Here is a 12,138-nt window from a genome sequence, read left to right as displayed (position 1 = left end):
ACCTGTCTCTCGGGCGCCGTCCTGGAAGGGATATTCCCGCGAACACCTGCGGCCATGCCCCGGCACATGACGCACGGCCAGTGAATTCAAGGTGACGGATGAATCACTGAACCCATGTGCCGTATCCGGCCACGCGCCTGACGGACGGCAGCCGTCCCTCCGAGGGGGTGTCCTAGATGCCGTACCGCCGGTGCCGGTAGGCGTAGTCCCGCAGGGCGCGCAAGAAGTCCACCTTGCGGAAGGCGGGCCAGAAGACCTCGCAGAAGTAGTACTCCGAGTGGGCACTCTGCCAGAGCATGAAGCCGGACAGCCGCTGCTCGCCGCTCGTGCGGATCACCAGGTCGGGGTCCGGCTGGCCGCGCGTGTACAGGTGTTCGGAGATCTTGTCGATGTCGACGCCGTCGGCGATCTCCTCGACGGAGGCGCCGCGTCCGGCCTCGTCCAGCAGCAGCGAGCGGACCGCGTCCGCGATCTCCTGCCGGCCGCCGTAGCCGACCGCGACGTTGACGACGACGCCGTCGATGTGGTCGGTGGCCTCCTCGGCCTCCTTCAGCACCCGCTGCGTACCGGCGGGGAGGAGGTCACGGTTGCCGACGTGGTGCACCCGCCAGCGGCCGTCGGCCGCCAGCCGCCGCACGGTGTTCTCGATGATGCCGAGGAGCGGCTTCAGCTCCTTCTCCGGCCGGTCGAGGTTGTCCGTGGAGAGCATCCACAGGGTGACGACCTGGACGTCGGTCTCCTCGCACCAGCCCAGCATCTCTTCGATCTTCGCGGCGCCCGCCTGGTGCCCCTGCTCGGTGGTCAGACCGTCGGCGCGGGCCCAGCGGCGGTTGCCGTCCAGGATGACGCCGATGTGCTTGGGCACCTGGGAGTGGTCCAGCCGGCGCTCCACCCGGCGCTCGTACAGCTTGTACACGAACTCCCGCACAACAGGGGGATACGGGATACCCATCCCGGAAGATCGCAGCATGTGTGGTCCAGCCCCTCCGTGCCAATTGGCGGTCGCCCCCGTCGCCTCAAGGCCGCAACTTTACTTCTCAGGAGTGGCAATGACCCAATCAGGTGTGTCACAACTCCGTGATAAGGAGAGCGCATGACTGACACGTACGGCTACCGGGCCGACGAATCCCGGTACGACTCCATGGAGTACCGCCGCACGGGCCGCAGCGGCCTGAAACTCCCCGCCATCTCGCTCGGACTCTGGCACAACTTCGGTGACGACCGCACGCTGGAGTCGCAGCGCGCGATCCTGCGGCGCGCCTTCGACCTGGGCGTCACCCACTTCGACCTGGCGAACAACTACGGGCCGCCGCCCGGTTCGGCGGAGCTGAACTTCGGGAAGATCTTCGCGCAGGACTTCCGGCGCTACCGGGACGAAATGATCCTTTCCACGAAGGCCGGATATCTGATGCACCCCGGTCCGTACGGAGAATGGGGTTCCCGGAAATACCTGCTCTCGTCGCTGGACGCGTCACTTCGGCGGATGGGCGTCGATTACGTCGACATCTTCTACTCGCACCGATTCGACCCGGACACTCCGCTCGAGGAGACGATGGGCGCGCTGGCTTCCGCGGTGCAGCAGGGGAAGGCCCTGTATGTGGGCGTTTCCTCCTACAACTCCGCGCAGACCCGCGAGGCCGCCCGCATTCTGCGGGAAATGGGCGTCCGCCCACTGATCCACCAGCCCTCGTACAGCATGATCAACCGCTGGACCGAGGACGACGGACTGCTGGACACCCTGGAGGCGGCGGGCATGGGCTGCATCTCCTTCGCGCCGCTGGCCCAGGGCATGCTCACCGACAAGTACCTGGACGGCATCCCCGAGGGCTCGCGTGCCTCGCAGGGCAAGTCGCTGGACCCGAAGCTGCTCTCCGAGGACGTCGTACGGCGGCTGCGCGGTCTGAACGACATCGCCGCGCGCCGCGGCCAGTCCCTCGCGCAGCTGGCGCTGAGCTGGGTGCTGCGGGACGAGCGGATGACCTCGGCGCTGATCGGGGCGAGCAGCGTGGCGCAGCTGGAGGCGAATGTCGCGGCGCTCGGCGGCGACAAGCTGACCGACGCCGAGCTGGCCGAGATCGACGAATTCGCGACCTCGACGGAGGGCGTGAACATCTGGGCGCGCCGCTGACCGGCGGCGTCCGGGCACGGGAAAGAAAAAGCGGGCCGGTCCGTGGGGGGGATACGGACCGGCCCGAGGGGGGGTTCCCACCATAACCCCGCTCGGGGTGTGGTTCGCGCATCAGAGGCGGTCAGCCCGCGCGTCGCGAAGTTGATCAAGAGGGGAAACGGGGTGTGAACGCCGCCCGAATTCCATAAATGATCTTGTATTCGCACCCCTCCCGCCCGCTCCGTGCCGGGCCCGGCAGCCTTTTTGATCTTGAACCGCGCACTGCCGGGCCAACGGACGCCGTCGGCCCATGGGCGTGACGCACCTCTCGCCCGGCCCGGTACGGATAGCCCGCAGGAGCGACATCCGGACGGTCGCCCGCTTGACGGCACCCCACCACCGACGCGGCTCCGGCGGAACACGGGCCGGAAACGGAAGCGCTCCGGGCGCGGCGCAGGCGCACCCGGAGCGCGAGGCATGACCGGACCTCCCCGTGGTCGACGCTGCCTTGCCGGACAGCACCGCTCATCAGCTGGTGGCTCGTCACCTCGGGACCGGCGCCCCGTCCGGAGCGGGTGGGCCCGTGTGATGCGCTTCCAGCTGATCGCGTGCGAGCGGCGCGGAAACGACCATAGGGCACATAACCCCCATATGTACTATCTTCCTGGCCAACTTCCCTTTTCGCGCCGCGTGATTACCCCTGTTGCCACGGCACCGCGCGGACGGCGGGCGGTCAGGAGGCGCCGTACCCCCCCAGGAGCAGGCCGAGCAACGCGCCGAGCGCCATGAACGGACCGAAGGGCATCGCGGACTTCCGGCCCGCGCGCCGCACGATCATCATTCCGATCCCGTAGACCGAGCCCAGCAGGAAACCGGCGAAGGCACCGAGGAAGAGCACGCCCCAGCCGTACCAGCCGAGCGCGACCCCCAGCGTCAGCGCGAGCTTCACGTCCCCGAAGCCCAGCCCGTCGGGGCGGATCAGGAAGAGGACGAAGTACCCGGCGGCGAGCCCGAGCCCGCCCAGGAGCGCGCCGGTCCAGGACCCGCGGTGGCCGGGCACCAGCGCGGCGGCACCGAGGAGCGCGGCGGCGGCGCCGGCCGCCGGCAGCGTCAGTACGTCCGGCAGCCGGTGCACGGCCGCGTCGACCGTCGCGAGCAGCACGGCCACCGGCGCGAGCAGCAGCCAGACGGCCAGCTCCGGCCGGGGCCCGGCGGCCGCGGCCAGCAACGCGCAGGCCACCGCTGTGACCAGGGGGGCGGCGGTACGCGCGGGCCCGTAGCCCCGGCAGACCGCAGAGGTGGGCGCCGGAGGGGCCGGTGCGGGGGCGGTGCCGAGCGGGGGCCGCTCGGCGGTGGCGAGTGCCGCCTCGGCCCCGCGGAGCGGGCCGGCCCCGGCCGGGCAGCGGGCGAGGCCCAGCCAGCCGCCGGCCGGGCCGGTGATCGGATGGCCGCGCGGGCACGTCGTACGCCGGTCCTCCTCCGGCTCGACGGCCAGGCGGTAGGCGGCGCGCGGCACGAGCAGCCCGGCCGCGGCCCCGTACAGGGCGGCGAGGGCGATCAGCAGCGGATCCACTCCTGCAACCTACGGCCGGAAAGCGTCCCGGTCATGGGCCCTGGGACCCAACCCTGGGCCACCATGGGCCACACCGGCCGCACGCGGAGCGCCGCGGCGGCGGCAGCCCGCCCGGACGGGCGGACCGCGGCACACGGGAGGGGACACGATGGGCAGGTGGCACGACGGCCGGGGACGGCTGCGGATCGCGAGCGGGACCGGGGCGGCGGCAGCGCGTCCGCCGCTCCCCCTGGAGATCGCGGCGTCCTACCGTGCGCGGACCCGCGGCCTGCTCGGCCGCGACGGCGTCGAGGGGGTCCTCCTGCTGACGCCCGCGAGCAGCGTGCACACCTTCCGCATGCGCTTCGCCATCGACGTCGCCTACCTGGACCGCCGGCTGACCGTCCTCGCCGTGCGCACCATGCGGCCGAACCGGCTGGGCCGGCCCCGGCTGCGCTCCCGGCACGTCCTGGAGGCCGAGGCGGGCTCGATGACCGCCTGGGGCCTGCGGCCCGGCACCCGCCTGACGGTCGAGACGTGACCGTGCGCCGGTACCGGGGCCTACCGGTACCGGGGCACGACCGGAGGGGACGTGGTCACCACTTGGCGCGGTCCATCGGGTACGGCAGCTCCTCCAGCGCGCCGGCCTTGCGGAGCAGCCCGTTGACCGCGAGCACGTGGTCGGCGTCGGGCGCCGAGCCGTCCGGCCGGCCGAGGTCGATGACCAGGCCGCCGTTCTCGGTGACCGACCGGCGCCCCGGTACGTCCTCCGGGACCAGGGCGCGGCGGCCGGCGGAGAGGTAGACGGCCCGGCCGCAGCGCGGCGTGGAGTTGTCCAGCTCGTACTCCTTCTCCAGCGCGCCGAGGAGGTCGTCGTCGGCGATGTCGCCCCAGTCCGCGTCCCAGCACTCCGCGATCGCGGTGAGCACCTCGGGGAGCCGGGTGACCAGCGGGGCCGCGTCGTTCAGATCGGCGGAGCGGACGGTGACGACCGCGGTCTGCGGCGCGAACTGCGGTGTGCCGCCGGCCCCGACGCTCAGGGTGATGATCGGCCGGCCGGCGCGTGCCGCGACCAGGACGGTGGAGTACCCGATCGTGGCGGCGTCGTCCTGCGGGTTGACGCGCGCGAGGTACGAGGCGAACCAGGCGGCGTCGACGTTCTCGGGCAGCTGCTCCGCCTGCCCGACCGCCTCGGCGCGCCAGCCGGCGAAGTCCTCGGGGGCGATCCTCGCCAGTCGCTTCAGGAGTCGCAGCCAGCGCTCGGCGAGCTGGTCCGGGCTCTCCTGCCGCGGCCCCCAGACACCGCCGACCGTCACATCCAGTGCCATGTGAGCTCCCACTCCGGTGTTCCGTATGTTGCCGTTCGTTGCGTCCGGCACGTACGGCAGCCATCAGGCCGGCGCTCGCCCGGTCCGGATGCACGCTGTCATCCGTCCCCAGGCCGCGTCGAGTCCGGCCTGCGCCTTCTTCACCACCTTCACGGGGATATGTGGTGCGTCTTCACATCGAGGCGCCCGTCACGGACGTCACGGGACGGTCAGTCGGACCGGGGGAAGGACACCTCCACGCGGCGGTTCTTCTTGCGGCCCTCTTCGGTGTCGTTGCTCGCGACGGGCGCGTCCTCGCCGTAGCCGCGGATCCGGAAGGTGATGCCGCTGCCGTCCAGGTCCTCGTTCAGCTGCCGCTGCACGGCGTCGGCGCGCTGCTTGGACAGCTTCAGCCCGTGCTCGGAGGAGCCGAGGTCGTCCGTGAAGCCCGCCACGGTGACGTCGGTGGCCTGCTGGTTCTCGATCTCGGCGGCGATCTGCCGGATCCGGTCGTTCGCCACGTCGGACAGCTCCGCGCTGTCCTTGCCGAACAGCACCTCGGCCTGGAGCTGGAACTTCACGTCGGAGTTGGAGTCCTCGCGCTGCTCCGTACCGCGCTCGTCGCCGACGACGGTCTTGATGTCCAGCACCTTGGGCGCGGCGAGCGTCTTGCCCTCGGGGAGCTTGAGGTCGGGGTCGTTGACGTCGACCTTGCCGATGAAGACCGAGGGGGCCGGCGGGGGCACGTCGTCACCGAGCGCCGTCGGCGCGGTGACCACCGTCAGCCCCGTGGCCAGCACGGTGGAGAGGAGGAGCGCGGGAGTGCGCTTCCGGTATGACGTCCTCATCGGTCACGCGTCCGCGAGCGTCAGGGAGGCGGACTGGAACGTGGGGATCTGCAGGTCGACCTCGGTGGTGCTCTTCGGCGGGGCCGGGAACTGCATGAAGACGCGGTTCTCCGAGCGGGGCTTGATGCTGGAGAGCCCGAGCGTCGTCAGCGGCCGGTCCTCGGTGTCCCGGAGGGTGTAGTACCGCTTCTTCTCCGCCTTGTCGATCAGCGAGGCGCCGCCCAGGGAGCCGCCGCCCGCGCCCTTCTGCAGGGCGAGTTCGGGGCCCGTCCAGAAGTCCGTGCCGAAGTACTCGGAGTCGGAGCTGTTCTTGATGACGCCGTTGACCGTGACGAAGCCGCCGGAGTCACGGGTCACCGAGGTGACGTCGAGACTGATCCCGTCCGCGCCCCGGAGGGTGGCTATCACCCGGCTGTCGTCGGGCTGTTCCGGTTGTTCCGGCTGCTCGGGCCGTTCGGGCTGCTCGGCCCGCTCCTCCCCCTGCCCGCCCTCCGTACCCTGGCCTGCGACGGTGCCGGCGCTGCGGTTCCCGTCCTCACCGCATGCGGACAGCGTCAAGGCGAGTGCCGCCGCGAGGGAGGCGGCGGCCACCGTCCGTCGCGCCCGGGTGATCTGCCACATACTCATGAACTCGTCCTCTACTCGTCTTCGCGCCGTCAGCCGCGAGCGGGCTCAGTCGGCAAGCCTTACGGCGAACAGGTCCGCGGCGCGCGGGAAGCCGGTGCGCGCGGGATCCGGTTCGTCGGGATCGATGGACCACTCCTGGCCGTCGCACATCAGGTTCAGGTGCCGGGGGTCGCGGTCCTGGTCCTCGTCCCCCGCGCCGGGCTCCGGGTCCTCGTCGCCGTCACCGCCCGCGCCCGGCTCCTCCTCCGGCCGCATGGCGCACTTCGGCTCGATGACCGCGGTGGCCCTCGCCTCCGACTGCTCGTTCTCGGTGCCCGGGACGACCGAGGCACCCATACCGCCGGTGGTACGCACCTGGACGGTGAAACCCTGCCGCTGGTCGCCGAGTTGCCGGCAGCCGCCGCCCGCCACCTCGGCGTCGTTCCGTACCGCGAAGCCGCCGGCCGCCAGACAGGCCCGGGCCGCGTCGTACAGCTCCCCCTGGATCAGCACCGGCCAGTCGGCGGGCTCGTGGAGCGAGCCGAGCAGGCCGTCGCGCAGCTGCTCGCGGGCGTCCTGGGCGGCCGCCAGCGCCGCCGCGTCGGCCGCGGACTGGGCGCTGTTGCGGGAGGCCGCCGCCTGTCCTACAGCGAAGTACGCGAACGCGAGAAAAAGCAGGCCCGCCACCACCGTGATGTAGATGGGGAGGGCCTGCCCGGAGTCGGCGGACGCACGGCGCGAGCGCGCCGCGGCATCGGTCAGCCGCCGGTCTTCACGCTGCTGATGGCTTCCTTGATCTTCGTTTTGATCGTGGTGCCGATGTCCGTGAACCCGGCGATCGCCGCCATGATCGCCACGACCACCACGATCATGCCGATGTACTCCACCGCGGTCTGCCCCTTGGTGCGCTCCCGGCCGGACATCCGCTCGATGCAGGCGTCCCGCCAGGAACCGATGTGCACCTGGGTGGCGGTCGTGGCCTTCAGCATCCGCTGATTCATGGTGGTGTTCCCCTCCGGGTCCGGCCGGCCGGCAGCCGGCCTGCGCGCAAGCCTCCACGCCGACCACGGTCACGGCCGCCGCTTCCGCGCGGCCGGTGCCGCCGGCGTCCCGGGAAACGTACGCCGGGACCACCCCGCCCGGCATGGGTCCCCGGGCCCAATCGCGGGCCCAAACCCCCTCCAGGGCCCAAATCCGGGCCCAAATGCGGGCCCGGCCGTGGGCCCGGACACCGGCGCGGGACGCGCCGCGCACCCGGCGGGCCCTTCCCCCTTCAGCCATGGCTCTGCGTTCCCCCTCGGGCGGTGCCGAGCCAGACGGCGATGGCCTGGCTGCGGCTGGTGGCCGGCAGCTTGGTGAAGATCCGGTTGATGTGGTTCTTCACCGTCTTCTCGCTGATGAAGCACGTGGCGGCGATCTGCGCGTTGGTCATGCCTGCCGCGATCAGTTCCATCACCTCCACCTCGCGATGGCTCAGCCCGAACCGGTCCGTACCGTTTCCCCGCCGCGCCCCCTGGGCACGGTCCACGCGGTCCCGCTGTGCGGGTACGACAGGGGCCGCGTGGTGCGGCTCAGACGCAGACTGTGCCATATTGGCTTGCGGTTGCGAAGCGGTTTGCGGGGGTCGCGATGAATTCGAGACCGTGTGCGCCCCGGAATACTGCTGATTGACGCTCTCCGCCGGGCGATTCTGACCGGAATTGCCATTTGCAGGAGCAGCGCGTTCGTCCGCCGTCACTCCGCGTTGGCCGGAAGGTGAACTCCCGGCTCCTTGGCCGGTTCCGTACGCCGTGGCAGGTGCGCCGCCCAGCCCCTCCGGGAGGGGCTGGGCCGGGACGCCCGGGGCCGTCCGCACGTGGTCCAGCAGGGCGTTGCAGGCCGTGGCCGTGAAGCGGGCCCGGCCCGCCGTGATGTCCCGTACGGCGGCGACGAGTTCGTCCGCCGTGAACTCCCCGTGCACCAGGTAGCCGTCGGCGCCGAGCCGCAGCGACTCCCGCACGATCTCGCTCTCCCGGCTGTACGTCAGCATCATGACGGGCGCGAGCCGGACGAGGTGGGGCAGGGCCGAGATGCCGTCCACACCGGGCATGCGGACATCGAGCAGGATGACGTCGGGACGGTGCAGCCGCGCCTCTTCGTACGCCTGGCGGCCGTCGGCCGCGTCCGAGACGACCTCGATGTCCGGGCGCCCGGAGAGGAGGGCTGCGAGTCCGGCGCGTACGACCGGATTGTCGTCCACGACGAGGACCCGCAGGGGCGCGTCCCGCCCCGGAGCCGGTCCGTCGTACGCGGCGAAGGGGTCGTCCGGCACGGAGCCGAAGGCGTCAGCCCCCGGGAAGAGGGCGGAGTCGTCCGCTCTGCGGGCGAACGGGTCCTGCTCGCCGAAGGCGAAGGGATCGCCGAGGACGAACGGGTCGCCGACGAGTACGAACGGGTCGGTGGCGGGCGCTCCGCCCGGCTCACGGTGTTCCGGCACGGCGGGGCCTCCTCTCAAGGCCTGGCGGGGGGACGGGACGGTTGCTCGGGCATCGGCGCGAACGGAGCCCTCGGCGGCTTCGGCACCACCGCCGCCAGCGGCAGTTCCACCCGGACCTCCGTGCCCTTCGTGGCGCGGCCGCGGCCGATGCGGATGCGGGCGCCGATGCCGGCCGCCCGTTCCACCATGCCGACCAGGCCGAAGTGCCCGGCCCTGCGCAGGCCGTCCAGGGTCGTACCGGGCGGCAGGCCGCAGCCGTCGTCGTACACGCTGATGCGGAGGCTGCTCTCCACCACGCCCGCGGCGACGTCCAGCCGGCTGGGCGCCGCGTGCCGGCGGGCGTTGTCCATGGCCTCGGTGGCGATGGTGAGCAGCTGGCGGGCGATGGCATGCGGGACCTGGGGCGCGGGGCCGTCGCCGAGCGGGCGGTAGCAGGCGGTGATGTCCGCGCGGCGGCCGAAGTCGGCGACCTTGGCGGAGAGTTCCCCGACGACGTCGACGCCGCCGTCCAGGCCGGTCTCGCGCCGCAGGTCGGAGAGGAGTTCGCGGGACTCGGCGGCGGCCCGGCGGGCGGCGCGGGCGACCAGTTCGGCCTGGCGCTTGACCGTCGTGGGGTCCGTCCGGTCGGCGGAGGCGGCCAGGCCGTCGGCGGCCATCGCCAGGCCGTGCAGGGTCTTGGCGACCGAGTCGTGCATCTCGCGGGCGAGCCGGGCGCGTTCGGACTCCACGGCCTCGTGGACGGCGAGCCGGGACCGGGTCTCGGTGAGCGCCTGGCTCGCCGCGCCGAAGCGCAGCATCAGATTGCGCAGGGTGACGCCGGCGGCGCCGGCCACCACGCAGAGACCGGGCAGCAGGGTCGCGCCGGCCGGCGTGACGTGGAGGTCGGGGTCGCCGATGTACGCCAGGAAGACGATGCAGACGGTGAGGGAGGCGAAGACGCCCGCGCCGCGCCAGCCGTAGGCCAGTCCCGCCAGCAGCGGTGTGCACATCGTGACGTAGCTGAGCGGGCTGGCCGGGGAGGCCGTGAAGAGCAGGAGGGCGCCGAAGGCGGCGTCCAGCGCGAGCAGGACGGGGTGGCGCAGCAGCAGCGGCCCGAACCGTTCCCAGTCGCGGAAGAGCATGTAGGAGGCCATGAAGGTGAACAGGACGGCCGAGCAGATCAGGACGGTCGGCCAGCCGCGCTTGGTGCCGAGGATGGCGAACGGCGCCGCGAGGGCGATCATCGCGAGCCGGAAGCCGAAGACCTGCCGGCACAGCGCCTGGAGGGCGCTGAGCTGGAGCCGGAGGGTGGGTTCAGCGGGCGGCGCCGCGGTGCCCTCGGGGCCGTGCGGCGGGAGCGGGCCGCCCGCGGTGATGGGCGCGGCGGTACCCCGCCGGAACGCCGCGCGCCGCCGGTCCTGCCACGTCCCGCCGCGCCTCACCCCAGCAGCCCCGAGCCGAGGAACATGCCGGCGCCGATCAGCAGGATCGTGGCCGGGACCATGACCATGGTGATCGTGGTGGTGGCCTTCGGCACCGCGCGCGCCGCCTTGCGGCGCGCGTTCTGGGCATCCGTGCGGCGCATGTCGTTGGCGATGGCGATGAGCGTGTCGACGATCGGCGCGCCCAGCTCCTCGCCCTGCTGGAGGGCGGTGACGAACATCGCGACCTGCTCGGAGTCGTTGCGCCGGCGCAGCTCTTCGAAGGCCTGCCGGCGGCTGACGCCCATGTCCATCTGGCGCAGGGTGATCCGGAGTTCGTCGGACCAGGGGCCCTGGTACTTCTCGGCGGTGCGGTCCAGGGCCTGGCGGAAGCCGAGCCCTGCGGAGACCACGACGGCGAGGACGTCGAGGAAGTCGGGGAGGGTGCGCTCGATGGCTTCCTTGCGCTGCCGGACGGCGGCCCAGAGGGAGACCTCCACCCAGAAGGCGCCGAACGCGATCATCAGGAGGGCGAGGACGGTCTGGCCGTTCGCCGCCATCGCGACGGCGCCGAGCGCGCCCGTGACGCCGTAGACGAAGCGGCGCGCCGCGTAGCGGTCGACGGTGAGGCCGCCGGGGTTGCCCGCCATGTCGATCCGCTTGCGCAGCTTGTCGACGCGCTTGGGTCCCATCAGGCGCAGCACTCTCGGGGCGTACCGCATGCCGAGCCGGTCGACGGCCGAGCCCGCCGCGCTGGTACGGGAGGAGCCGACCTCCAGGGCCACGGCGAGGTCGCCGGGGAGCTTGGCCTCGGAGCGGTACAGCCGCCAGCCGTACACGGCGCCGAGGACGGCGAGGCCGAGGAGGAAGGCGAAGAGGAGTCCCATGGTGCGGCCTCTCAGACGTCGATCTTGCCGAGCCGGCGGACGAGGACGAAGCCCAGCGCGTAGAGGGCGAGCGCGACGAGGATCGCGCCCTGGCCCAGGACGCTGCCGGTGATCTTGTCCAGCGCGCCGGGCCAGATGTTGTTCATGACCAGCAGCGCGCCCAGGCCCATCAGCGGGACGATGTAGCCGGTGGCGGTGACCTGCGACAGCTGGGTACGGACCTCGCGGCGGGTCTCCTTGCGCTCCTCCAGCGTCTCGGTGAGATTGCGCAGCGAGGAGACGACCGTGCCGCCCGCCCGGTTGGCGAGCACGAGCGTGGTGACGAGGACGACCAGTTCGCGGGAGGGCAGCCGTTCGGCGAGCGCGCCGAGCGCGTCCTCCACGGAGTGCCCGATGGCGAGCTGGTCGGCGACCTTGCTCAGCTCCTCGCCGGCGGGGGCCTCCAGCTCCTCGGCGGCCATGGCCAGCGCGGTACGGAGCGCGAGCCCCGCCTGGGTGGCGTTGGCGAGCACACGGGAGAGTTCGGGGAGCTGGTTGATGAACCGCTCGGTGCGCTTCTGCCGCTGCCAGTTGAGGTACGCGAAGGCGCCCCACAGGCCCGCCGCGCCGGCGATCGGCCCGAAGAACGGCGCGAGCAGCACGCCGGCCAGGACCCACAGGCCGAGGACCGCGGCGACCATGCCCACGAAGAACGCGCCGGGCGTCACGTCCAGCCCGGTGGCGGCGAGCCGGGCCTCCAGCCGCTTGCCGAACCGCGTACGGCGCAGCCTGCGGTCCAGGCCGTGGAAGGCGCGGCGGCGGACCGGCGCGCGGAGCTGCCCCGCCCGGTCGAGCCGGTCGACCAGCGCGGCGTGCTGCGCCCGGCCCGAGGCGACGGCGTGTACGCCGAGGACGGCGAGCACGCAGCACACCAGCGTGGCGCCGATCGTCAGGAGCACGAGGTTGTCCATGGCGG

The 12,138-nt window shown here is 72.3% G+C and carries 13 protein-coding genes; 2 read left to right on the top strand and 11 right to left on the bottom strand.

Features of this window, described 5'->3' with window-relative positions; genetic code table 11:
- Positions 1–172: 172 nt before the first annotated feature.
- A complete protein-coding gene (locus AAC944_RS23150) occupies positions 173–952 on the bottom strand; it encodes an isoprenyl transferase (RefSeq protein WP_030623168.1) in 780 nt (259 codons plus the stop codon).
- A 141-nt stretch (positions 953–1,093) separates the two neighbouring features.
- Here AAC944_RS23150 and mgrA point away from each other — a divergent pair, with 141 nt between their 5' ends.
- Entirely contained in the window at positions 1,094–2,128 is a 1,035-nt protein-coding gene (gene mgrA / locus AAC944_RS23145) for an L-glyceraldehyde 3-phosphate reductase (RefSeq protein ID WP_030623170.1), read from the top strand.
- Positions 2,129–2,840: 712 nt separating this feature from the next.
- On the opposite strand, the gene AAC944_RS23140 is transcribed toward mgrA, so the two are convergent.
- Positions 2,841–3,680 carry a prepilin peptidase gene (locus AAC944_RS23140; RefSeq protein WP_030623173.1) on the bottom strand — a complete coding sequence of 280 codons (840 nt, stop codon included), beginning with the start codon at positions 3,678–3,680 and terminating at the stop codon, positions 2,841–2,843.
- A 148-nt stretch (positions 3,681–3,828) separates the two neighbouring features.
- Here AAC944_RS23140 and AAC944_RS23135 point away from each other — a divergent pair, with 148 nt between their 5' ends.
- Entirely contained in the window at positions 3,829–4,200 is a 372-nt protein-coding gene (locus tag AAC944_RS23135; RefSeq protein WP_030623175.1) for a DUF192 domain-containing protein, read from the top strand.
- A gap of 55 nt (positions 4,201–4,255) precedes the next feature.
- Here AAC944_RS23135 and AAC944_RS23130 read toward each other — a convergent pair whose 3' ends face one another.
- From AAC944_RS23130 to AAC944_RS23090, 9 genes are all read right to left on the bottom strand, one after another.
- The gene (locus AAC944_RS23130) at positions 4,256–4,987 is read right to left on the bottom strand and encodes an Imm52 family immunity protein (RefSeq protein WP_030623178.1); all 732 of its coding nucleotides are present in this window, start codon (positions 4,985–4,987) and stop codon (positions 4,256–4,258) included.
- 209 nt (positions 4,988–5,196) lie between these two features.
- Positions 5,197–5,814, bottom strand: coding sequence for an OmpA family protein (locus AAC944_RS23125; protein WP_030623181.1), 618 nt, complete (start codon positions 5,812–5,814; stop codon positions 5,197–5,199).
- 3 nt (positions 5,815–5,817) lie between these two features.
- Entirely contained in the window at positions 5,818–6,441 is a 624-nt protein-coding gene (locus AAC944_RS23120; RefSeq protein WP_030623184.1) for a hypothetical protein, read from the bottom strand.
- Between the two features lie 45 nt (positions 6,442–6,486).
- Positions 6,487–7,182 (bottom strand): pilus assembly protein TadG-related protein, encoded by a 696-nt coding sequence (locus tag AAC944_RS23115; RefSeq protein ID WP_030623187.1) that lies wholly within the window; start codon positions 7,180–7,182, stop codon positions 6,487–6,489.
- On the bottom strand, positions 7,179–7,421 hold the full coding sequence (locus tag AAC944_RS23110; RefSeq protein ID WP_030623378.1) for a Flp family type IVb pilin: 243 nt from the start codon (positions 7,419–7,421) through the stop codon (positions 7,179–7,181). Before AAC944_RS23110 ends, AAC944_RS23115 begins: the two co-directional genes overlap by 4 nt.
- A gap of 272 nt (positions 7,422–7,693) precedes the next feature.
- Entirely contained in the window at positions 7,694–8,731 is a 1,038-nt protein-coding gene (locus AAC944_RS23105) for a response regulator (RefSeq protein WP_051872368.1), read from the bottom strand.
- Positions 8,732–8,910: 179 nt separating this feature from the next.
- Positions 8,911–10,317 carry a sensor histidine kinase gene (locus AAC944_RS23100; RefSeq protein WP_438272752.1) on the bottom strand — a complete coding sequence of 469 codons (1,407 nt, stop codon included), beginning with the start codon at positions 10,315–10,317 and terminating at the stop codon, positions 8,911–8,913.
- A complete protein-coding gene (locus AAC944_RS23095; protein ID WP_030623195.1) occupies positions 10,314–11,183 on the bottom strand; it encodes a DUF5936 domain-containing protein in 870 nt (289 codons plus the stop codon). The genes AAC944_RS23100 and AAC944_RS23095 overlap by 4 nt, the downstream gene beginning before the upstream one ends.
- Before the next feature lie 11 nt (positions 11,184–11,194).
- Complete coding sequence (locus tag AAC944_RS23090) at positions 11,195–12,133, bottom strand: type II secretion system F family protein (protein WP_030623198.1); 939 nt, start codon at positions 12,131–12,133, stop codon at positions 11,195–11,197.
- Positions 12,134–12,138: the final 5 nt, after the last annotated feature.

Source organism: Streptomyces sclerotialus, assembly GCF_040907265.1.
Lineage (GTDB): Bacteria > Actinomycetota > Actinomycetes > Streptomycetales > Streptomycetaceae > Streptomyces > Streptomyces sclerotialus.
Note: the sequence above shows the minus strand (reverse complement) of the source record. Positions and strands in the feature narration are given on the sequence as shown.